The following is a 22197-nucleotide window of genomic DNA, read 5'->3' as shown; positions in this document are numbered from 1 at the left end:
CAAATGCTTTCGGCGATACCCATATGGGCCTCGCCGGGGCGACGAACCACCGAGTACCAGCGCAACCTCCTACGGTCCCGAGCAAAGGCTTGCAGCAATGAGCGATTTTGAGTTCCCCGGCCGCCACGACGACGATCTCGACGGCGATACGCTTCATGAGGAATGCGGCGTCTTCGGCATTCTCGGCCATCCCGAGGCGGCCACGCTGACGGCGCTCGGCCTGCACGCGCTCCAGCATCGCGGCCAGGAAGCGGCGGGCATCGTCTCCTTCGACGGCAAGCAGTTCCACACCGAAAAGCACATGGGCCTCGTCGGCGACCACTATACCAACCCGGCGACGCTGGCCAAGCTCCCCGGCAACATGGCGATCGGCCACACGCGCTACTCCACCACCGGGGAAGTGGCGCTGCGCAACGTGCAGCCGCTCTTTGCGGAACTGGAAGTCGGCGGCATCGCCGTCGCCCATAACGGCAACTTCACCAACGGCCTGACGCTGCGCCGGCAGATCATCGCCGGCGGGGCGATCTGTCAGTCGACCTCCGACACGGAAGTCGTTCTCCACCTCATCGCCCGCTCGCGCTACACCTCCACCACCGACCGCTTCATCGACGCCATCCGCCAGATGGAAGGCGGCTATTCGATGCTCGGCATCACCCGCACCAAGCTGATTGCCGCGCGCGACCCCACCGGCATCCGCCCGCTGGTCATGGGCGAGCTCGACGGCAAGCCGATCTTCGCCTCCGAGACCTGCGCGCTCGACATCATCGGCGCGAAATACATCCGCGACGTGGAGAACGGCGAGATCGTCGTCTGCGAGATCCAGCCGGACGGATCGATCAGCATCGAGGCGAGGAAGTCGGGCAACCCACAGCCGGAACGGCTCTGCCTCTTCGAATATGTCTATTTCGCCCGCCCCGATTCCGTCGTCGGCGGCCGCAGCGTCTATGTGGCGCGCAAGAACATGGGCATGAACCTTGCCAAGGAACATCCGGTCGAGGGCGACGTCGTCGTGCCGGTGCCGGACGGCGGCACGCCGGCCGCGCTCGGCTACGCGCAACAGAGCGGCATCCCGTTCGAATACGGCATCATCCGCAATCATTATGTCGGGCGCACCTTCATCGAGCCGACGCAGCAGATCCGCGCCTTCGGCGTCAAGCTGAAGCATTCGGCCAACCGGGCGATGATCGACGGCAAGCGCGTGATCCTCGTCGACGATTCGATCGTCCGCGGCACGACGTCGCTGAAGATCGTGCAGATGATCCGCGATGCGGGGGCGAAGGAAGTGCATATCCGCGTCGCCAGCCCGATGATCTTCTATCCGGACTTCTACGGCATCGACACGCCGGACCGGGACAAGCTGCTCGCCAACCAGTACAACGACGTCAAGGCGATGGCGAAGTATATCGGCGCGGATTCGCTGGAGTTCCTGTCCATCGACGGGCTCTACCGCGCCGTCGGCGGCGAGGACCGCAACCCGGCCCGTCCGCAGTTCACCGACCATTACTTCACCGGCGACTATCCGACGCGCCTCCTTGACAAGGAAGGCGAGACGATGGGACGGAAGGTCTCGGTTCTGGCAAGCAACGGATAATTGAAGACATCATGAGCATCGACCTGAAGGGCCGCCTCGCGCTGGTCACCGGCGCCTCGCGCGGCATCGGCTATTTCACCGCCCTCGAACTTGCAAAGGCCGGCGCGCATGTCGTCGCCTGCGCCCGCACCGTCGGGGGGCTGGAGGAACTGGACGATGCGATCAAGGCCGCCGGCGGCAGCGCAACGCTGGTGCCCTTCGACCTTGCCGACATGGCGGCCATCGACAAGCTCGGCGGCTCGATCTTCGAGCGTTGGGGCAAGCTCGACATCCTCGTCGCCAATGCCGGCGTGCTCGGCACGATCTCGCCAATCGGCCATGTCGAGGCGAAGGTCTTCGAGAAGGTGATGACCGTCAACGTCACCGCGACCTGGCGTATCATCCGCTCGGTCGAGCCGCTGCTCCTGAAGTCCGATGCCGGCCGCGCCGTCATCCTCTCCTCCAGCGCCGCGCACAAGTGCAAGCCCTTCTGGGGCCCCTACTCCGCCTCCAAGGCCGCCGTCGAGGCCCTCGCCCGCACCTGGGCCGGCGAGACGCAGCGCACGGCGCTGCGCATCACCTCGCTCGACCCCGGCGCCACCCGCACCGCCATGCGTGCGCAGGCCGTGCCGGGCGAGGATCCGTCGACGGTGCAGCATCCTTCCGAGGTGGCGAAGGCCATCCTGTCGCTGGTCTCGCCGGATTTCACGGAGACGGGCAAGCTCTTCGAGATGCGCAAGGGGCGTCTGGTGGATTACCGGCTGCCGGATTGAGGCGGGCGCCAGTAGAGCCCCTCATCCGCCTGCCGGCACCTTCTCCCCGCAAGCGGGGCGAAGGCTTATGCCGATCTGGCTTCCACCAATTCGCAACCGTGGTGGATGGCAGAACCGTGCCACGACAATCCTTCGCCCCGCTTGCGGGGAGAAGGTGCCGGCAGGCGGATGAGGGGCAAACCTACTGCCTACTGCCTACTGCCTATTCTCTACTCCCCGACCACCGTCGTCACCTCCACCGAAAGCCCCGGCGCGAGATATTTCGCAAGGTCCTGCCCCTCGTCGATGGCGATGCGGACGGGGATGCGCTGGGCGATCTTGGTGAAGTTGCCGGTGGCGTTGTCCGGCTTGATGACGCTGAATTCCGAGCCGGCGGCCGGCGAGAAGCGCTCGACATGGCCGGTCAGGGTGGCGTGCTTCAGCGCGTCGACGCTGACCTTCACCTTCTGGCCGGGCCTGATATAGGCAAGCTGCGTTTCCTTGAAATTGGCGATGACCCAGGTGTCCTGCGGCACAACGGCCATGAGCTGCGTGCCGGCGGCGACATATTGGCCGAGCTTCACGCCCACCTCGCCGACGGCGCCGTCACGCGGCGCGGTGATGACGGTGTTGGAAAGGTCGATCTTGGCAAGCTCGACCGAAGCCTCCGCGCCCGCCACGGCCGCGCGCAGCGAATCGCGGCCGACGATGATCGTCTGGAGGTCCTGCCGGGTGACTTCGAGATTGGCCTCGGCCTGCACGACGGCGGCCTCGGCCTGGTCGAACTGGGTGCGGCTCTGCTCGCGGTCGCTCTGGGTGGCGATGCCCTTGTCGGACAGTTCCTCGATGCGGTTCCAGTTCTCCTGCGCGCGGCGCTTTGCGGCGCTGGCGCTGGCGAGCGCCGCATCGCTGGCGCCGATGCGCGCCTTGGCGGCGTTCTCCTGCTGCTCGGAATTGGCGAGCGCCGCCTTCTGGCTGGCGAGCGTCGCCTCGGCCTGCGCCACCTTCTGGCGGTAGATGCGGTCGTCGAGGCGGGCGAGCACGGCGCCGGCCTTCACGGGCTCGTAGTCCTTGACCGTGACGTCGGTGACATAGCCGGCGAGCTGCGGGCTGATCAGCGTGACGTAGCCGCGCACATAGGCGTTGTCGGTCGTCTGGACATCGCTGGAGAAGGGCGGCAATTGCCAGGCGTAGAGCACGGCGCCGATGCCCGCGATGCCGAGGAGGATGGCGACGCCGGTCGCCGTGTTGCGGATATATGTCTTCATTGCGGGGTCAACCTTCAACGGCCGCCTGCCCTTCGGGGCGGGCGGCGGCCTCCTTGATGCGGATGTAAAGCCAGTGAATGACGAGCGCGACGGCGGCGCCGACCGCCAGAAGCGCGATGATGAGGAATGCGTCGTTGTGGGCCAGCACGTTGGCCTCGCGCGTCACCTGCTGGCCGAGCAGCGCGACGCCCTCCGCCTTGAGCACGGCGGGGTCGGTGATGGTGCGGCCATAAGCGGCGGAAAGCTGCGAGACGCGGGCTGCGACCAGCGGGTCGGCGAGGGTCATCGACTGGGCGAGCATGTTGGAATGGAACTTCTCGCGCAGCGTGATGAAGGAGCCGAACAGCGCCGAGCCGGCCAGCCCCCCGAGGCTCTGCGTCACCAGGAAGACGACGATGAAGCTCAGGATGTATTGCGGTCCCTTGCGCAGCGCCATGGTGAAGCCGGAAGCGATGGCCGGCGGCATGAAGAGGCTGCCGCCGACGGCGATCATCGACTGGCTCAGATACATCTGCCCGGGCCGCGTGAGGTTCGTCGCATGGCTGTCGAGGAAGGCGCCGATGCCGATGAAGAGCAGCGCAGCCATGTGGATGCCGGCCTCGCGGCCGGGCTTCATCACCGCCGCGCAGGCGAGCCCGCCCGCCACGGTGGCGAGCGCCACGATGCCGTAAAGGCCGGTCAACTGGTCGTTCTGCAGGCCGATGATCTGGAAGAAGTTGCTGGCGACGGCCGTCTGCTCGGCCAGCATCAGCCGGAACAGCACCAGCACCGCGCCGACATGCAGCACCTCGCGGCTGACCAGCCAGCGCAGGTCGATCAGCGGCTTCTCGCGGTTCAGCTCCAGCACGGCGGCGATGGTGAGCGCGGCGATCATGACCACCATGAGCTCGCCGAGCCACCGTGCTTCCAGCCACCAGTAGGTCCGCCCGGTGACGAGGACGACGGCGCCGGAACCGAAGCCGATGGCGATGAAGATGTAGCTGACGATGTCGCGCTTCTCGATGACCTTGGCGCGCGGGATCGGCGTCAGCGGCAGGAGGTAGATCGCCGCGAAGGCGAGCATGGCGAGGGCCAGCTCGAGCTGGAGCAGCGCCCGCACGCCGCCGAGATCGATCAGCGTCGGCGAGATGAAGCGTGTCAGCGGCGCGGCAAGGCCGATATTGGTGAGCGCCAGCGAAATGCCGACCGTCAGCTTGCGGGCCGGCGGAAAGGCCTCCAGCATGTAGAGGAAGCCGAGCGAGGAGAGCGGCGCGGCGGCGATGCCGGCGAAGAAGCGCAGCACGATCGCCGAACGCAGGTCCGTGATGAAGATGTGCAGCGCCGCAACGACGAGGAAGACGGCGATGCCGAGCTCGGCGAAGTGGCGCAGGCCATACTGGTTGCGGATCTTGATGAGGGCGATCGACAGCGAGGCGTTGGGCGCCATATAGGCCGCCATCAGCCAGACCGCCTCTGCGCTGGTTGCGCCGAACGGCCCCTGGAGCTGGGGAATATTGGCGGCCACGAGGTTCATGCCGAAGCCCTGCGTGAGGGCCAGCAGCGTCGAGGCGGCCATGTAGGCGGCGGCGCGCGCGGGCGGCATCGGCGGGGGAGCTGGCGGCGCGGCGGCCGGCGGCGCCTCCACCGGCTCCGGTGGCTCGCCCTCCGTTCCGCGGTCCCCGTTGGCGAGCGCGGTGCTCATGCGTCGACGCTCTCCCGACAGCTCTTTGCGATGTTCTCGGCCATGGTGGCGAAGACCTTGACGGTGGTCGACATGTCGCCGGCCGGGATGCTCTTCAGCACGTCGGCGCGCAGCGATCTGGCAAGGTCCAGCACCTCCTCGGCCACCTTGGCGCCGTAGGGCGTCATGGCGATCTGCTTGGCACGGCGGTCGCCCTCGACGGCCTGCCGCTCGATGAAGCCCTGCTTCTCCATGCCGTCGAGCAGGCGAACGAGGGTCGGCGTCTCGATATCGAGCTCGTCGGCAAGTTCGCGCTGGTTGAGCTGCACGCCGCGGCCGAGGATGAGCAGCGCGCGGGCGCGCGGCAGCGTCAGCCCCCTCTCCTTCACGCGGGCGTCGAACAGCGCTCGCATCTTGCGCTGGACACGGGAGAGATCGTCGAGGAGGCGTTCGCGCGGATCGGTCGTGCTCATCTTGCTAGTCTCAATATTATTAGCTCACTATCTATTTGAACGCTATCTACTCGACCGATTGGCAAAAATCAAGCCCTGCCCACGGGGTGTGGACAGGGCTTTGAAGGATTCACGCGGATGTGATGGCGGGAGGCGGCTCAGGGGCCGTCGGTCTCCTCGGGGAATTCGCTTGCGCCATGGGTCGAGGGTGCCGTCCAGCCGCCATACTTGCGCTGCCAGGAGCGCGCGCCGAACGGCAGGGTCGCAAGATAGGCGACGACCGTCACCACCATGGTCTCCCAGGTGAAGCTCATCAGCGTCGCGACATAGATGACGACGAGCAGGATCGCCGGCAGGACGAGGTCGCGGCGGATGCGGCTGCCCTCGGACTTGCCGGACCAGACCGGCAGGCGGCTGACCAGCAGGAAGCCGATCAGCACCGTATAGCCGGAGGCGAGGAAGGCGAAGAGCGGGCTCGGCGCAATGCCGAGGAAGCCGAGATAGACGGGCAGCAGCACCAGCATGGCGCCGGCCGGCGCCGGCACGCCGACGAAATATTCCGACTGCCACTTCGCCTTGGTCTCGCGCTCGGCCATGACGTTGAAGCGCGCAAGGCGAAGGCCCGCGGCGATGGTATAGATCAGCGCGGCGATCCAGCCGAAGGAGCGCGCCTGGTCGAGAATGAAGACATAGAGCACCAGGGCGGGCGCCACGCCGAAATTGACGATATCGGCAAGCGAATCCATCTGCCCGCCGAACTTGGAGGTTGCCTTCAGCAGGCGCGCGACGCGGCCGTCGATGCCATCGAGGAAGGCGGCGAGGAGGACCATGCCGACGGCGAGTTCGTAACGGTTCTCGAAGGCGAGCCGGATACCGGTGAGGCCCGCACAGATGGCGAGAACCGTGATGACATTCGGGATGATGATGCGCAGCGGGATTTCACGCAGGCGCGGGCCCCTGGCCTCGTCGTTCGGGCCATCGGGCTCATAGGGCGGAAACGGAGTATCCATCGCTTTTCGCTTCGTTCGTGTCCTTGGCAGCGGCCGTTCCAGTCTAGATAAGCCGCTGCGACGAATGATCAATCATTCAGCCGCGACGGCTGATGACCGGGCCCTTGGCCGAGCCGAATTCGGCAAGCACCGTCTCCCCGGCGATCGCCGTCTGGCCGACGCTGACGCGCGGCTCGGCGCCGGCCGGCAGGAAGACGTCGAGGCGCGAGCCGAAGCGGATGAGGCCGAAACGCTCGCCGGCCTCCAGGCTGTCGTTCATCGTGGTCCAGCAGAGGATGCGGCGGGCGACGAGGCCGGCGATCTGCACGACGCCGATCTGGCCATGGGCGCTTTCGATGACGAGGCCGTTGCGCTCGTTCTCCTGGCTCGCCTTGTCGAGGTCGGCATTGAGGAACTTGCCGGCGCGGTAGGAGATACGCGAGACGCGGCCGCGCATCGGCGCGCGGTTCACATGGCAGTTGAAGACATTCATGAAGACCGAGATGCGCATCATCGGCTGGTCGCCGAGCTCCAGCTCGACCGGCGGCGTCACCATGGCGATGGCCGAGACGCGGCCGTCCGCCGGGGAGATGACGAGATCGTCGTCCTGCGGCGTCATGCGCTCGGGGTCACGGAAGAAATAGGCGCACCAGGCGGTGAGGATGAAGCCGATCCACATCAGCGGTTGCCAGGCCGCGCCCAAGAGCAGCGAGGCGACGAAGAAGCCGGCCACGAACTTCCAGCCCTCCCGATGAATCGGCACCAGGGTGCTGCGTATCGTATCGACCAAACTCATCTTCCGACATCTCCTGATGATTTCACGCCATCGACCTAGCGTGAAATGGCGGTGGGGGCAATGTTTTAGGCAGTAGGAATTAGAGCGGGGCAGCGGGCTGCGCCGCCGCCCTTCCCCACTGCCCACTGCCCAATTCCTATTCCGCCGCCGGCACGCCGCGCGTGACGATGCCAAGGTCGTCGCTCTCGCGCACCTGCTTCAGCCGCTCCTCGGCCTGGACGGCCTCGCGCTGGCGGTTCCACATCGAGGCATAGAGGCCGTCGTCGCGCTGCATCAGTTCGCCATGCGTGCCGCGCTCGGCGATCGCGCCGTCCTTGAGCACGATGATCTCGTCGGCCGAGATGACGGTGGAGAGGCGGTGCGCGATGACCAGCGTCGTGCGGTTCTTCGACACGATGTCGAGCGCCGCCTGGATTTCCTGTTCGGTGCGGGTATCGAGCGCCGAGGTCGCCTCGTCGAGGATGAGGATCGGCGGGCTCTTCAGGATCGTGCGGGCGATGGCGACACGCTGCTTCTCGCCGCCGGAGAGCTTCAGGCCGCGCTCGCCGACCATCGCCTTGAAGCCGCCCGGCAGGTGGCGGATGAAGGGGCCGATCTGCGCGGCCTCGGCGGCGGCCGTGACCTCCTCGTCGGTGGCCTCGGGGCGGCCGTAGCGGATGTTGTAGGCGATGGTGTCGTTGAAGAGCACGGTGTCCTGCGGCACCATGCCGATGACCTTGCGCAGGCTCTTCTGCGTGACGTCGCGCACGTCCTGCCCGTCGATGGTGATGGCGCCCTCCTGCACGTCGTAGAAGCGGTAGAGCAGCCGCGAGAGGGTCGACTTGCCCGCGCCGGAGGGGCCGACGACGGCGACGGTCTTGCCGGCCGGCACGTCGAAGGAGATGCCCTTGAGGATCGGCCGCGCCGGATCGTAGGCGAAATACACGTCCCTGAAGGAGATCGCGCCGTCCGTGACGGCAAGTTCGTTCGCGCCCGGCCTGTCCTGCACCTCTTCCTCGACCTCCAGCAGATCGAACATCTGCTCGATATCGGTGAGGCCCTGGCGGATTTCGCGGTAGACGAAGCCGATGAAGTTGAGCGGGATGGCGAGCTGGATCAGCATCGCGTTGATGAAGACGAAGTCGCCGACCGTCTGCTCGCCGCGCTGCACGGCAAGGGCGGACATCGCCATCATCACCGCCATGCCGACGCCGAAGATCAGCGCCTGGCCGAAGTTCAGCCAGCCGAGCGAGGTCCAGACCTGCGTGGCGGATTTCTCGTAGCGCTCCATGGACTGGTCGAAGCGGCGGGCCTCCATCTCCTCGTTGCCGAAGTACTTCACCGTCTCGAAGTTGAGGAGCGAATCGATGGCCTTGATGTTGGCCTCCGTGTCGCTATCGTTCATCGCGCGGCGGATGGAGATGCGCCAGTCGCTCGCCCGGACGGTGAACCAGATGTAGAGACAGACCGTGACGGCGGTGACGGCGAGGTATTGCAGGCCGTAGCCGCGCCAGAAGACGGCGGCGGTCAGCAGGAACTCGATGAAGGTCGGCACGCTGTTGAGGATCGTGAAGCGCACGATCGTCTCGATACCCTTGGTGCCGCGCTCGATGACGCGCGAAAGGCCGCCGGTGCGCCGCTCCAGATGGAAGCGCAGCGACAGGCGATGCAGGTGCACGAAGGTGCGGTAGGCGAGCTGGCGCACGGCATATTGCCCGACGCTGGCAAAGAGCGCGTCGCGAAGCTGGTTGAGGCCGGCCTGCACGATGCGCGCGCCGTTATAGGCGAGCACCAGCATGACGGCGCCGAGCAGGAAGGCGGGCAGCAGGCTGACGGCATCCGGCTTGTTATTCAGCGCATCCGTCGCCCATTTGAAGAAATAGGGCACCAGCAGCAGCACGATCTTGGAGATCAGGAGAAAGACCGAGGCCCAGACCACCCGCATCTTCAGGTCCGGCCGGTCGGATGGCCACATATAGGGCCAGAGGTTCACCAGCGTCCGGAAGGGGTTGCTGCTGTCGGCCGAAATCGTCTTCTTCGTCGTCGCCACGCTGGCCTCCGCCGGGCCGCCGTGCTGCCCGGTCTTCTTCTTGCGGGGAAAAGCGCCGTCGCGCGCCCTTCCGGGTCTGCCTGAATGAAATACGGCGCCCGGTGGGGCGCCGCATCGCGGAGATAGGACCTTGCCGGCCGTTTCGCAACGGCCGGCAGGAAATAACGGCGGTCAATTCCCGCGCATGTGCTTGCGGTGCATCTTCTCGGCCTCGGCGTCGGTCTCCATGGTCTTGTCCGGCACGCCGAAGACCTGGCCGGGGATGATGCGGTCCGGATTGGCGATCTGGTCCTCGTTGGCGAGGTAGATCGTGGTGTAGCGCACGCCCTTGCCGTAGATGCGGCGGGAGATCTGCCACAGCGTATCGCCGCGGCGGATGATGACCGAAGTCTTGCTCTCCTTGAGCGGCGCCTGCTCGACCGTTTCCGGCTCCTCGGCGACGGCCTCGCCGCCCGTGGAGGCCGCGGCCTGACCGCCCGACGCCGCACCGCTTTCGGTGCCCGTGGCGGTGGAAGCGCCCTCGCTCGCAGCAGCGCCATCGGTTGCCGTGGCACCGTCGGTTGCGGCGGCGCCATCCGTCGAAGTGGCGGCGCCCTGCGTTGCGGTTGCAACGGCATTGGCCGCGGCGGTCAGCGAGGGCATGCCCTCTAGCGCGACGAGCGCCTGCTGGTAGGCTTCCTTGCCCGCGCCGGCCGGCACGGCGGCAAGGCGGTCGAGCGCGGTCGCGGCCCAGCCCTTCAGCTCCTCGATGGCGGCCTTGACGTCGGCGGCCGTGTCGGCCGGCGGCACGAAGCCGGTAAGGCGCATCAGCGCGCTTTCTAGCGCCGTGCGGCCCGTCTGGATCTCCGCCGCCGTGGCGTTGCGGCCATCGGCGAAGAGCGCGACGAACTGCTGCTGGAGCGCGGTCGCCTGACCGGCCAGTGCCTCGATGGAATTATCCGCGGCGGCCGTCACGTTGCCTGCCGCGTCATGCGCCTTCTCGATGGCCGGGGCGAGCGCGTCGGCGACGGCGGTCTCGATCGAGCCGAGCGCCTCGCCGACAGCGGACGCATCCGACGGCAGCGCATGGAGGCGGTCGAGTGCCGAGGCGGCGGCAGCGGATGCCTTGGCCGCCATCTGGCGGGCCGCCTCCCCTTCCTCCTCGCCGGGCTTGAACTCGGCGAGCGACTTCAGCGCGATCTCCGTCGCGGAGCGGGCGGCCGCCAGTTCCTCGGCGGTCGGCACGCGGCCATCGGCGTAAAGGCCCTTGAGGAGCGCAAGCGCCTTGTCCGCCTCGGTGCGCAGCTTGTCGAAGGTGCCGCCGCCGATGAGGCCGAGGCCCGGACCGGCATCGGTCGCGGCATTTTCCTGCGCGACGACGGCGACCTGCTCGCCTTCCGGCCGGTCGAACGGAACGGAAGCGCGGAAATCGACCTTGCTGCCGTCGGCGTTCATGACATCGGCGCGAACCGTGTGGCGGCCGACGGAAAGCGCGATCCTGCCGTCGACGACATAGCGGCCCGCTTCGTCGGCCTTGGCCTCGCCGACGAGCTTGTCGTCGGCATAGATACGGACCAGCGCGTTCGGCCTGGCCGTTCCGGCGACGAACATGCGCTCGCCTTCCAGCTCCACGGCCGAAACGCGCGCCTGCGCCTTCGCGGCGGCATCCGCCGTGTCGGCGGCGGGCTGCGCCGTATCGGCGCCGGCCGGCTGGGTGGCCTGCGTGGCAGCCTCCTCACCCGTCGCCGCGACCTTCGCGTTTTCGGCCTCGGGGACATCGCCCGCGGTGGCCGCGACGTCGCCGGCCTTCTCGCCGGCAGTGGCCTGCGCGGTTTCAACCGCTTCGCCGGCCGCCTTCTGCGCGGCTTCCGGCACGGTAATCAGCCGGCTCGCCTCGCCGGGCCTGGAGACCATGGCGAGCAGATCGCCGCTGCCGTCCTTCGGCACCGAAACGGTCGCGACCTCTTCGGAGGTCTTCGTATCGCCCTTGTCGTCCTTGGTGTTCAGCGTGAGCTGGTAGTCGCCGGCGGCGAGCGGTTGGTCGAACACGGCGGCGAAATCGCCCGAGGGGCCGATATCGGTCGTGGCGACGACCGTCTCGCCGTTGCGGATCTCCAGCCTGGTGTTCGGCTGGCCGCGGCCGGCGATCACCGTGGAGCCGTCCGGCTCGACACGCAGGAGATCGAAGGCGGGCGTGACCCAGCCGGCCGTGGGATCGGCCGAGGGCTCGGCGGGGGTGGCGTCGGCCTTGGCGGTTTCCTGCGTCGCGGCGGCCGTGGCGGCGGCATCGCCGCTGGAAGCCGTGCCGGCCGCGGGCTGCTCGCTCGTCGCGCGGGCCTGCTTGCCGTCCGTCGTCTTGGTATCGCCGCCGCCCTCAACCGGCTTTTCGGCAAGCGATGCGACCGGCGTTTGCGCGGGTTTTTCCTTGTTCATGTTGGGCAGCACGAAGAAAACCATGAGCAGCGTTGCCGCCGCCAGCACGATCAAGGCCACCAGGCCGGTCCTGTTCTTCATCATCAACTCTCTCTCTGTCCCGGTTTCCCGGGGCGTCCCCTGCCAAATTGCTACCGATTCCCAGTGCCTTGCACAAGGTTTCGGGGGCTTTGGCGGCCTTGCCCCCACGCTTTTTCGGTCAATATCCTTGACGGGCCGCCGGGCGGGTGTCTGAATCGGGCCATGAGTGAGCAAAACATGCCGATTCGATCCGTCTGCGTTTACTGCGGCTCCCAGCCGGGCCGTGATTCTGCCTATGTCACCGCCGGAAGGCTGCTGGGCAAGGCGATGGCGGAAAACCACCTCCAGCTCGTCTATGGCGGCGGGACCAAGGGCATCATGGGAGCCGTCGCCAGCGGCGTGCTCTCGCATGGCGGGCGCGTCACCGGCATCATACCGCAATTCCTCGTGGATATGGAGGCCACGCGCCATTCGCTGGGCCAGCTCAGCGAGCTGATCGTCACGCCCGACATGCACGAGCGCAAGCACAAGATGTTCGACCGCGCCGACGCCTTCGTCGCCCTGCCGGGCGGTATCGGCACGCTGGAGGAGATCGTCGAGGTGATGACCTGGGCGCAGCTCGGCCGGCACAGGAAGCCGATGGTCTTCGCCAATATCGGCGGCTTCTGGGACCCGATGCTGAAGCTCATCCGCCATATGGCCGACGAGGGCTTCATCCACACCGCCCATCTCGTCCAGCCGCTCGTCATCGACGACCCGGAAGAAATCGTCTCCGCCCTCGTCAGCCATTGGTCCGGCCAGATCGACCGCGAGGGCGAGGCCGAGATCATCGCCCGGCTCTAGGCGTCCTCACGCTCCCTTCCTCCGTCATCCTCGGGCCTGACCCGAGGATCCAACCCCACCCGCGGCATGGGTCAAGCCCGACGACCAGGTAAGCAGATCCGGCAGGCGAAGCCGGGGAGCGCCCCGGCTTGTTCCTATTCCGCCGGCTTCAATTCCGTCGCCGCGAGGCGTTTTGCGCGGGCGCCGCGCAGCATCGCGCCGGAATAGATGAAGAGCGCGGCCCAGATGAAGCCGAAGGCGATGAGCTTGGTGGTGCCGAAGGGCTCGCCGAAGGCGAAGACGGCGATGAGGAAGATCATCGTCGGGGCGATGTACTGCATGATGCCGATGGTCGACAGGCGCAGGAGCTTCGCGCCGTTGGCATAGATCATCAGCGGGATCGCCGTGACGATGCCGCAGGCGAGCAGCCAGAGGACGTCCGCCATGCCGGTATCGCCGAAATGGCCCCCGCCGCTCGCTTCCAGCCAGATCACATAGGCGAGCGCCGGCACGCTGAGCAGCAGCACTTCGAGGAAGAAGCCCTGGTTCGGGCCGATCGGCAGGGTCTTGCGGAAGAAGGCGTAGAAGCCCCAGGAGAAGCAGAGGCCGAGCGACACCCAGGGCAGCCCGCCGGCATCGAAGGCGAGGATCGCGACCGCGCAGGCGGCAAGGCCGATCGCCACCATCTGCGCCGGGCTCAGCTTTTCCTTCAGAAGCACCGCGCCGAGGAAGATCGAAAAGAGCGGGTTGATATAGTAGCCGAGCGCCGTCTCGATGGTGCGGCCGACGCTGATCGCCCAGACATAGATGCCCCAGTTGATGGTGATCAGCACCGCCGTCAGCGTCGCCATGGCGAGCATGCGCGGCGAGCGCAGCGCTGCCTTGATATCGGCCGTGCGGCCGAGCCAGACCAGCACGAGGCCGGCGAGCGGCACGGACCAGACGATGCGGTGCGCCACCACTTCGGGCGCCGGGATGTGGGACACGGCCTTCATGAAGAAGGGCAGGAAGCCCCATAGCACATAGGCCATCAGCGCAAAGGCGAAACCGCGCGGCGAATCGCCCGTCTGGGGGCCGCTGGAGGAGTTTGCGTCGGCCATGGTGTCATTTCCCGTCGATTTTTCGGATTTTCCGACGTCCTACCCCAATGCCGGCGAATGTACCAATTCATTCCGGTGAAGGGACGATGAGCGGCGCTGAAGCTCGGACGCATGGCGGCCTGCCTTCGCAGGCGCCATGCGCTGGAAAGACTACTCCGCCGCCACGCGCCCCGCCTCGCCGCGGTTCTTCAGCAGCTTGTAGACGATGGAATCCATCAGCGCCTGGAAGGAGGCGTCGATGATGTTGTCGGAGACACCGACCGTCCACCAGCGGGCGCCGGAGGCATCGGTCGATTCGATGAGGACGCGGGTGATGGCCCCGGTGCCGCCGTTGAGGATGCGCACCTTGTAGTCCGCCAGCTCCAGGTCGGCGATCTCGCCCTGGTACTTGCCGAGGTCCTTGCGCAGCGCAAGGTCGAGCGCGTTGACCGGGCCGTGGCCCTCGGCGACGGACATCATGGTCTCGCCGTCGACGATCACCCGCACCACCGCCTCGGAGACGGTCTTGAGCTGGCCGTTGACGTCGTAGCGCCGCTCGACCATCACGCGAAAACTCTCGACATGGAAGAAATCCGGCACCGTGCCGAGCGTGCGGTAGGCGAGCAGGGCGAAGCTCGCATCCGCGCCCTCATAGGCATAGCCCGTCGCCTCGCGCTCCTTGACGATCTGGATGAGCCGGTCGAGCTTCGGGTCGTCCTTGGCGACCGAAATGCCGCGCAGCTTCAGGGCGTTGATGAAGTTCGCCTTGCCGCCCTGGTCCGACACCATGACCTTGCGCAGGTTGCCGACGCTTTCGGGCGTGACATGCTCGTAGGTCCGCGGGTCCTTGAGGAGCGCGGAGGCATGGATGCCGGCCTTGGTGGCGAAGGCGGAGGCGCCGACATAGGGCGCCTGATGATCGGGCGAGCGGTTCAAGAGCTCGTCGAAGGTGTGAGCGAGCTTGGTGAGGCCGGTCAGCTCCTCCGTGTCGATGCCGATCTCGAAGCGCCCGCTATAGGCTTCCTTGAGCGCGAGCGTCGGCACGAGCGTCACGAGATTGGCATTGCCGCAGCGCTCGCCGATGCCGTTGAGCGTGCCCTGGACCTGGCGCACGCCCGCCTCGACGGCGGCCAGCGAATTGGCGACGGCCTGGCCCGTGTCGTTGTGCGCGTGGATGCCAAGGTTTTCGCCCGGCACGCCGGCGGCGATCACCGCCTTCACGATGGCCTGCACCTCGGAGGGCTGCGTTCCGCCATTGGTGTCGCAGAGCACGACCCAGCGCGCGCCGGAGGCGAAGGCGGTCTTCGCGCAGGCCAATGCGTATTCGGGATTCGCCTTGTAGCCGTCGAAGAAATGCTCGCAGTCGATCATGGATTCGCGGCCGGAGGCGACGACTGCCTTCACGGATTCGGCGATGCTCTCGAGGTTCTCCTCATTGGTACAGCCGAGCGCGACGCGCACATGATAGTCCCAGCTCTTGGCGACGAGACAGATCGCGTCGCTCCGCGAATCGAGGAGCGCGGCAAGGCCGGGATCGTTGGAGGCTGATACGCCGGCGCGCTTCGTCATGCCGAAGGCGACGAACTTGGCGCGGCCGGTGCGTTTCTTCGCGAAGAAGGCCGTATCGGTCGGGTTGGCACCCGGATAGCCGCCCTCGACATAGTCCAGGCCGAACTCGTCCAGCATGCCGGCAATGGCGATCTTGTCCTCGACGGAAAAGTCGATGCCGGGCGTCTGCTGGCCGTCGCGAAGCGTGGTGTCGAAAAGGTAGATACGGTCTTTCATCGGTTCCCTCCCTGGGAACGGTCCTGGTACTTCAAATTTGCCCCTCATCCGGCTGCCGCCACCTTCTCCCCGCAAGCGGGGAGAAGGACTATGCCGCGCCGCCGTCCCGTGTCCTCAGCCTGGCATTTGGCACGTCCCCTCTCCCCGCCTGCGGGGAGAGGGTTAGGGTGAGGGGCAAGCTCTCAAACTTTACCGGCAAACTTGTCGGTCGCATAAATCAGGCGGTCGAGGATGCCGGGTTCGGAATAGGCGTGGCCCGCCCCTTCGACGAGGTAGAATTCCGATTCCGGCCAGGCCTTGTGCAGCGCCCAGGCGTTCTTCGCCGGGCACGGCATGTCGTAGCGGCCGTGGGCGATGACGCCGGGAATGCCGTGCAGCTTGCGGGCATCGCGGAGCAGCTGCCCCTCTTCCAGCCAGCCGGCATTGACGAAGAAATGCGTCTCCAGCCGGGCGAAGGCATCGGCAAATTCGTCCTCGCCGAAATGGTCGCTCGTCGACGGCTCCGGCAGAAGCGTGATCGTCTCGCCTTCCCACAGGCTCCAGGCCTTGGCGGCGGCGATGCGCACCGCCTTGTCCGCGCCCGTCAGGCGGCGGTAATAGGCCTGCATCATCTCGTGGCGCTCTTCCGGCGGGATGGGCGCGAGGAAGCGCTCCCATTTGTCGGGGAACATTTCCGAGACGCCGAACTGGTAGTACCAGTCGAGCTCGGCCCTGGTGAGCATGTAGATGCCGCGCAGCACGAGTTCGGACACGCGTTCGGGATGCTTCTCAGCATAGGCGAGCGCCAGCGTCGAGCCCCAGGAACCGCCGAAGACCAGCCACTTTTGCGCGCCCGCCATCTCGCGCAGCCGCTCCATGTCGGAAACGAGATGCCAGGTGGTGTTGGCTTCCAGCCCCGCATGGGGCGTGGAGCGGCCGCAGCCGCGCTGGTCGAACAGCGTCACGTCGTAGAGCTTCGGATCGAACAGCCGGCGGTGGCTCGGCGAGATCGTGCCGCCCGGGCCGCCATGCAGGAAGACGGCGGGCTTGGCGCCCGGCGTGCCGGCCCGTTCCCAGTAGATGACATGCCCGTCGCCGACATCGAGATGGCCGCAGGCATAGGGCTCGATCTCGGGATAGAGGGTACGCAAGGCTTGGCTCATAGTTTCATTCCGTGGGCAGGCCAGTTTTCGGTCTCGTGGTCGGGGTGCTGGAAGGAGATGATCGTCTCCTGCCGGCTGTAGTAATCCGGGTCGTCATGCACCGGGGCGGAGAAGATCGCCTCCACCCAGGGCAGGCGCGCGCCATAATTGACCTGGATCTGCGGGGCGAGGTCACTGCGGTCGTCGAAGGCGCCGATGGCGATCTCCAGCCCGCCCGGATGCCTGTAGGTCAGCGGCGTGCCGCAGCGCTTGCAGAAGCCGCGGGCGATGTTGACCGAGGACTGGAAGTAGCTCGGCTCCTCGCGCGTCCATTCGGTCTCGCCCCTGGCGGTGACGAGCGGGCCGAAGAAGCCTCCGAACTGCTTCTGGCACATGCGGCAATGGCAGATCGACGGGCGGCCGAGTTCGCCGCGGATGCGGAAGCGCACGGCGCCGCACTGGCAGCCGCCGGTCCTTGTCTTTTCCTGTTCCGTGGTCATGGCAGGCTCCTTCAGCGATAAGAGGAATAGACGACGACGGCGATCACGACGGCCGTGACGAGGATCAGCTTGCCGGCGATGAGATAGAGCCACTTGCGGGGAAAGCCGAGTTCGGGCTTCGGATCGCTCATGGGGCATCCTCCGGCGGCCAATGGTCGGTGTCGTAGTCGGGATGCTGGCGGTTCGAATCGCGGATCGCCACATGCCGCGCCTCGCCGCCCTCCCCCTCGTTGCTTTCATGCTCCGGCAGTCTCGCCAGTTGTGGGAACCAGACGACGCGCGATTCGACGCCGGATTGGGCGATGGGGCGCACGTCGTCCGGGTCGTCGAGCGAGCCGAGCGTCACGTTGATATGGGCCGAGGCAAGGCCGTCATAGAAGAGCGGCGTGCCGCAATCCCGGCAGAAGCCGCGGCGCACGATTTCCGACGACCGGAACCAGCCCGGCTCGCCGCGGGTGATGGAAAAGCGCTCGCGCGGGGCATTGGCGAGCGGCAGGAAATAGTTGCCCGCCGCCTTCTGGCACATGCGGCAATGACACAGATGCGGATCGCCGAGCGTGCCCTCGACGCGATAGCGCACCGCGCCGCACTGGCAGCCGCCGGTATAGATGCGCGAGATGCTCATGGCGCGCGCTCCGGCGGCCATTCGTCCGTGTCGTGGTCGGGATGCTGGTAGGAGACGAGGTCGGCGAGGAAGGCGGCGGCCCCCTGGTCGGCCATCGTATCCTCGCCCGGCAGGTCGCGGATCGTGTCGACGTAAGGCAGCTTCGCCTCGATGCCCCACTGGATGCGTGGAGCGATTTCGGCGGGATCGTCGAAGGCGGCGATGGTCAGCGCCACGCCGTCCGGCGCCTCATAGGTCAGCGGCGTGCCGCATTCGGCGCAGAAGCCGCGATAGCCGTGGTTGGAGGAGCGGAAGCGCTTCGGCGCGCCGCGCGTCCATGCCAGCTTCGCGCCGCCGACGGAGACGAGCGGCAGATAGAAGTTCCCACTCGCCTTCTGGCACATCCGGCAATGACAGACCGACGCATCCCCCAGCGCGCCCTCGACATGAAAGCGCACGGCCCCGCACTGGCATCCACCGGTGTAGAAGGGGGTGGTCACCTCTTCACCTCCCACGTCGTCACGCGCTCGCCCGTCGCAGGGTCCTTGCCGTCTTTCAGCTGGATGCCCTTGGCGGAGAGGTCTTCGCGGATCTTGTCGGCTTCAGTGAAGTTCTTCGCCTTCAGCATTTCGAGGCGGAGCTGGATGATCGAGTCGATGCTCTCCTCCAGCGCCTTCGAGACCTCGGCCTTCTTCGGCTCTACACCGAGAAGCCGGGCGCTGGCGGCGAAGACGGGCAGCATCAGCGGGTCGCTATTGGCGCATTGGGCAAGCGCGTGCAGGGCCTGCACGGCGCCGACCGTGTTGAGGTCGTCGAGGAGCGGGGCGAGCACCGTCTGGTCCACCCGGCCTTCCGCCGGGTCGCCGCCGGCCGGCCATTTTGAGAGCAGGCGCTCGGCCTCCTCCAGGCGCTTGACGGAGAAGTCGATCGGCTCGCGGTAGTGCGTCATCAGCATGGCGAGGCGCAGCACCTCGCCCGGCCATTTGCGGCCGCCGAACTTCTCCTCGTGCAGCAATTCGTAGATCGTGACGAAATTGCCTTCGGACTTCGACATCTTGCGGCCTTCGACCTGCACGAAGCCGTTATGCATCCAGACATTCGCCATGACCTTCGTGCCATGAGCGCAGCGCGACTGGGCGATCTCGTTCTCGTGGTGCGGGAAGATCAGGTCGAGCCCGCCGCCGTGGATGTCGAAGACCTCGCCGAGATAGGCGGCCGACATGGCCGAGCACTCGATATGCCAGCCGGGGCGGCCCTTTGGTTTCCCTGTCAGGCCTGCGGCCTTCCACGCCTCTTGGCCCCAAGGCGAATCCCAGCCGGGTTCCTCCGGCGAGGAGAGCTTCCAGAGCACGAAGTCGCCGGGGTTCTTCTTGTGGGCGTCGACGGCGACCCGGGCGCCGGCCTGCTGCTCGTCGAGATTGCGCTTCGAGAGCTGGCCGTAATCGGCCATGGAACCGGTGTCGAACAGCACTTCGCCATTGGTTTCATAGGCATGGCCGCGTTCGATGAGACGCTGAATCAGCGTGATCATATCCGCCTTGCCGTCCTCGCGCGGCTGCACGAATTCGGTGGCGCGCGGCTCGTGCGTCGGCGGCATGGCGCCGAGCGTGGCGACGTCGGAATGGAACTGGTTCGCCGTCTTCTCCGTCACCCGGCGGATCGCCTCGTTGAGCGAGAGGGCGCCGCTTTCGATCTCGCCGCCGAAATCGCGCAGCGCCCGGGCGTTGATCTTGTCGTCGACGTCCGTGATGTTGCGGGCATAGGTGACGTGGGCTTCGCCATAGACATGGCGCAGCAGGCGGTAGAGCACGTCGAAGACGATGACCGGCCGCGCATTGCCGATATGGGCGAAGTCATAGACCGTCGGGCCGCAGACATACATGCGCACGTTGTCGGGGTCGATGGGAGCGAAGGGCTCCTTCGAGCGCGTGAGCGTGTTGTACAGCGACAGGACCGGCTTTTCGGCCATGGAAATCTCCCAAAATGCGTGCACCCGGCTGGCCGGGTCGTTGTCATCCGGGGATTTTGGGGGACGAAAACGGCCAGGCCAGCGCGTGCGCTAGCGAATAATGCTCCGGCGAATGCAGAGTACCGTTTTCATGGCCTGCTTTATCGCGCCGCGCGCGCCCTTGGTCAAGCGGCGTGAAGGCCGGGCCGCGAAAATCCTGCCCGTTCGGCCTGTTATCCCAAGCTGTTACCTGCGTGACAGCTGGCGCCCGGCGCGTCGTGCGATATGTCCGCCGGTCATATTTATTGATTGCCGAAACCGCGGATTTGGGCCTTCCGCCGCAGAGCGATCAAGATTTGAGCAGAATTTGGCCGAAAGGGTCCGGTAAATGCATAGGTCATCGGGGGTAGCGACCGGGGGAACCAGACGGGGCTGCCTGATGACAACTTCAGGAGAGTGAGAATGTCGATTGCCAAGAAGAAGCCGGCGCAACCCGCCGCCGCCAATGCAAACCTTCAGGAGCGCTACAAGCCGCTCGGCCTGCGCGCCGTGGTTGCCGCCACGCAGTGCAAGCCCGAGGTGAAGGCCACTGAGGCGCGCCGCGACCGCGACTTGCCGCCGGTGCTCCAGTCGCTCTACGAATAGGCGGCTCCAAGTCAAAAGAGCGATAGCTGATCCGACGATGGGGGCGCATCCGCGCCCTTGTTCTTTTGCGGCATCGGCGCTTCCTCCTCGACGGGTTCGAGGATGTCCGGTCCCATATTGGCGACCTTGTTCACCTTGTCGGAAATCGCAATGGCCTCGAAGAAGCCGTCGTCGATCGGCTTCATGAGGTCGGCGACGTCGCGCGGCTCCTGCGCCTTGCAGTCGAGCCAGCGGGAAAAATCCTCCGGGCGGATGACGACCGGCATGCGGTCGTGGATGCGGGAAATGTCGTTGTTGGCCGCCGTCGTCAGGATCGCGCCGGTATCGACCTCCGAGCCATCGGCGGAAGACCAGGTCTCCATCAGGCCGGCGAAGGCGACGATCTCGCCCTTCCTCGGGCGGATGAAATAGGCTTGCGCCTTCGCGCCCTTCTCCTCCGGCCGCCGCCATTCGAAGAAGCCGGAGGCCGGCACGAGGATGCGGCGATGGCGCATGGCGGCCTTGAACGAGGCCTTGCCCACCGCCGTTTCGGAGCGGGCATTGATCAGCAGCGGAAAATCGCGCGGGTCCTTCACCCAGCCGGGCATGAAGCCCCAGCGCACGAGCACCGCCCGGCGCTCCGGCAGGTTGCTGCCGGGCTCCTGCCTTTCGCCCGCCACGACGACGAGGATCGGCTGCGTCGGGGCGATGTTGTAGCGGGCCGGCGGATCCTCCACATCCACGATGCCGAGGAATTCCCGCAAGAGGTCCGTCTTCGCGAGCAATGCATATCGTCCACACATGGCATCGTCATCGCACTTTGCCTATAAGGGGTCAATGAAGCGCAACCGAACCGGACAGCGATGAAGAAGTCGAAGACGCCCCAGCCCGCCTCCTCCGCCATCATCGAGCGCGACGGGCGCTACCTGCTCGTGCTGCGCAGCAAGCCGCCGTCGGATGCCATGTATGCCTTTCCGGGCGGGCGCGGCGAGGACGGCGAGACGCCGGCCGAGACGGCGCTGCGCGAACTCTTCGAGGAAACCGGCATAAGGGCCGAAAGGCCCATGCTTTTCGCGACCTACGACCTGCCGGGCCGCGAGGACGGCCCCGGCAGCCCCTCCTTCTTCCTTTCCGTCTTCAAGGTGAAGGCCGACCGGAGCGCGGTCGCCGTCGCCGCCGACGATGCGGCGAGCGTCGGCTGGTACACGGCCGAGGAGATCGCGGGCCTTCCCGCGCCCGACAGCGTGCGCGAATGCATCGCGCGGCTGGAAGCCGAACGGCTGGGACCTGCCGCATGAAGGTGATTCGCCTCGCCCTGATCGCAAGCCTTGCCCTTGCCGGCCCCGCCCTCGCCCAGAAGGCGAAGCAGGCCGCCGGCACGGAAACGCCGGCCGCCGCCCCCGTCGAGGAAAAGCCGGCGCCCTATGACGAGCGGCTGGAGCGCCTTTCGGAAATCCTCGGCGCCGTGCATTACCTGCGCAACCTTTGCGCCGGCAAGGCGGAGGACAACTGGCGCGCCGCCATGCAGCGCATCATCGAGCTGGAGGCGGCCAAGGAGCCGAAGCGGCAGGAAAAGCTGACCGCCGCATTCAACCGTGGATACCGCTCCTTTGCCGCCATCTATACCGCTTGCACCGACTCGGCGGTTGTCGCAGAAGAGAGATACCGTAACGAAGGTGCAACACTTGCCACGGAAATTACCGCAAGGTTCGGAAATTAGGGATTAATTAACCTGTTTTCGCAGCAGCCAGTGCCGTTTTGGGAA

General features: G+C 66.5%; 21 protein-coding genes. 6 read left to right on the top strand and 15 right to left on the bottom strand.

Going from position 1 to position 22197, the window contains the following annotated elements; translation table 11 throughout:
* The first annotated feature begins 97 nt into the window (after positions 1–97).
* Both purF and ACZ1A1_RS19225 read left to right on the top strand, forming a co-directional pair.
* Positions 98–1591, top strand: coding sequence for an amidophosphoribosyltransferase (purF, locus tag ACZ1A1_RS19230; protein ID WP_415213595.1), 1494 nt, complete (start codon positions 98–100; stop codon positions 1589–1591).
* Between the two features lie 11 nt (positions 1592–1602).
* Positions 1603–2343, top strand: a complete 741-nt coding sequence (locus tag ACZ1A1_RS19225) for an SDR family NAD(P)-dependent oxidoreductase (protein WP_463621177.1) — start codon at positions 1603–1605, stop codon at positions 2341–2343.
* A gap of 209 nt (positions 2344–2552) precedes the next feature.
* Here the strand turns inward: ACZ1A1_RS19225 and ACZ1A1_RS19220 are convergent, their stop codons facing one another.
* The 7 genes from ACZ1A1_RS19220 to ACZ1A1_RS19190 form a co-directional block, all read right to left on the bottom strand.
* Complete coding sequence (locus ACZ1A1_RS19220) at positions 2553–3590, bottom strand: HlyD family secretion protein (RefSeq protein ID WP_415213593.1); 1038 nt, start codon at positions 3588–3590, stop codon at positions 2553–2555.
* A gap of 7 nt (positions 3591–3597) precedes the next feature.
* Positions 3598–5172, bottom strand: coding sequence for an MFS transporter (locus ACZ1A1_RS19215; protein WP_409530074.1), 1575 nt, complete (start codon positions 5170–5172; stop codon positions 3598–3600).
* A gap of 95 nt (positions 5173–5267) precedes the next feature.
* The gene (locus ACZ1A1_RS19210; RefSeq protein ID WP_313195791.1) at positions 5268–5723 is read right to left on the bottom strand and encodes a MarR family winged helix-turn-helix transcriptional regulator; all 456 of its coding nucleotides are present in this window, start codon (positions 5721–5723) and stop codon (positions 5268–5270) included.
* 137 nt (positions 5724–5860) lie between these two features.
* Positions 5861–6712 (bottom strand): CDP-diacylglycerol--serine O-phosphatidyltransferase, encoded by an 852-nt coding sequence (gene pssA, locus ACZ1A1_RS19205; protein WP_313195792.1) that lies wholly within the window; start codon positions 6710–6712, stop codon positions 5861–5863.
* A 76-nt stretch (positions 6713–6788) separates the two neighbouring features.
* Positions 6789–7487 (bottom strand): phosphatidylserine decarboxylase, encoded by a 699-nt coding sequence (locus ACZ1A1_RS19200; RefSeq protein ID WP_463621174.1) that lies wholly within the window; start codon positions 7485–7487, stop codon positions 6789–6791.
* Positions 7488–7623: 136 nt separating this feature from the next.
* Positions 7624–9516, bottom strand: coding sequence for an ABCB family ABC transporter ATP-binding protein/permease (locus ACZ1A1_RS19195; protein WP_463621172.1), 1893 nt, complete (start codon positions 9514–9516; stop codon positions 7624–7626).
* Positions 9517–9687: 171 nt separating this feature from the next.
* Complete coding sequence (locus ACZ1A1_RS19190) at positions 9688–12012, bottom strand: LysM peptidoglycan-binding domain-containing protein (RefSeq protein WP_463621171.1); 2325 nt, start codon at positions 12010–12012, stop codon at positions 9688–9690.
* A 159-nt stretch (positions 12013–12171) separates the two neighbouring features.
* On the opposite strand from ACZ1A1_RS19190, the gene ACZ1A1_RS19185 reads away from it, so the two are divergent.
* Positions 12172–12792: an LOG family protein gene (locus ACZ1A1_RS19185; RefSeq protein WP_313195795.1), complete on the top strand. Its 621-nt coding sequence runs from the start codon at positions 12172–12174 to the stop codon at positions 12790–12792.
* A gap of 134 nt (positions 12793–12926) precedes the next feature.
* Here ACZ1A1_RS19185 and rarD read toward each other — a convergent pair whose 3' ends face one another.
* The 7 genes from rarD to cysS form a co-directional block, all read right to left on the bottom strand.
* A complete protein-coding gene (gene rarD, locus ACZ1A1_RS19180) occupies positions 12927–13871 on the bottom strand; it encodes an EamA family transporter RarD (protein WP_313195796.1) in 945 nt (314 codons plus the stop codon).
* 150 nt (positions 13872–14021) lie between these two features.
* Positions 14022–15635, bottom strand: a complete 1614-nt coding sequence (cimA, locus tag ACZ1A1_RS19175) for a citramalate synthase (RefSeq protein WP_454635965.1) — start codon at positions 15633–15635, stop codon at positions 14022–14024.
* 182 nt (positions 15636–15817) lie between these two features.
* Complete coding sequence (gene pip, locus ACZ1A1_RS19170; protein ID WP_463621170.1) at positions 15818–16777, bottom strand: prolyl aminopeptidase; 960 nt, start codon at positions 16775–16777, stop codon at positions 15818–15820.
* Entirely contained in the window at positions 16774–17256 is a 483-nt protein-coding gene (locus ACZ1A1_RS19165) for a GFA family protein (protein WP_463621169.1), read from the bottom strand. Before ACZ1A1_RS19165 ends, pip begins: the two co-directional genes overlap by 4 nt.
* A 127-nt stretch (positions 17257–17383) precedes the next feature.
* Positions 17384–17881 (bottom strand): GFA family protein, encoded by a 498-nt coding sequence (locus ACZ1A1_RS19160; protein ID WP_318911299.1) that lies wholly within the window; start codon positions 17879–17881, stop codon positions 17384–17386.
* On the bottom strand, positions 17878–18360 hold the full coding sequence (locus ACZ1A1_RS19155) for a GFA family protein (protein ID WP_463621168.1): 483 nt from the start codon (positions 18358–18360) through the stop codon (positions 17878–17880). The genes ACZ1A1_RS19160 and ACZ1A1_RS19155 overlap by 4 nt, the downstream gene beginning before the upstream one ends.
* The gene (cysS, locus tag ACZ1A1_RS19150) at positions 18357–19829 is read right to left on the bottom strand and encodes a cysteine--tRNA ligase (protein WP_463621167.1); all 1473 of its coding nucleotides are present in this window, start codon (positions 19827–19829) and stop codon (positions 18357–18359) included. Before cysS ends, ACZ1A1_RS19155 begins: the two co-directional genes overlap by 4 nt.
* A gap of 441 nt (positions 19830–20270) precedes the next feature.
* Between cysS and ACZ1A1_RS19145 the strand changes: the two genes are divergently transcribed.
* Positions 20271–20453, top strand: coding sequence for a hypothetical protein (locus tag ACZ1A1_RS19145; RefSeq protein ID WP_119258812.1), 183 nt, complete (start codon positions 20271–20273; stop codon positions 20451–20453).
* A gap of 11 nt (positions 20454–20464) precedes the next feature.
* Here ACZ1A1_RS19145 and ACZ1A1_RS19140 read toward each other — a convergent pair whose 3' ends face one another.
* Positions 20465–21235: an SOS response-associated peptidase gene (locus ACZ1A1_RS19140; protein WP_463621166.1), complete on the bottom strand. Its 771-nt coding sequence runs from the start codon at positions 21233–21235 to the stop codon at positions 20465–20467.
* Between the two features lie 60 nt (positions 21236–21295).
* On the opposite strand from ACZ1A1_RS19140, the gene ACZ1A1_RS19135 reads away from it, so the two are divergent.
* Together ACZ1A1_RS19135 and ACZ1A1_RS19130 are read left to right on the top strand one after the other, a co-directional pair.
* Positions 21296–21730, top strand: a complete 435-nt coding sequence (locus tag ACZ1A1_RS19135; RefSeq protein ID WP_463621165.1) for an NUDIX domain-containing protein — start codon at positions 21296–21298, stop codon at positions 21728–21730.
* Positions 21727–22152 carry a TIGR02301 family protein gene (locus ACZ1A1_RS19130; protein WP_424546739.1) on the top strand — a complete coding sequence of 142 codons (426 nt, stop codon included), beginning with the start codon at positions 21727–21729 and terminating at the stop codon, positions 22150–22152. The genes ACZ1A1_RS19135 and ACZ1A1_RS19130 overlap by 4 nt, the downstream gene beginning before the upstream one ends.
* Positions 22153–22197: the final 45 nt, after the last annotated feature.

It is taken from the genome of Shinella sp. R2-11 (assembly GCF_055330205.1).
This window is presented reverse-complemented; position numbering and strand designations above follow the sequence as displayed.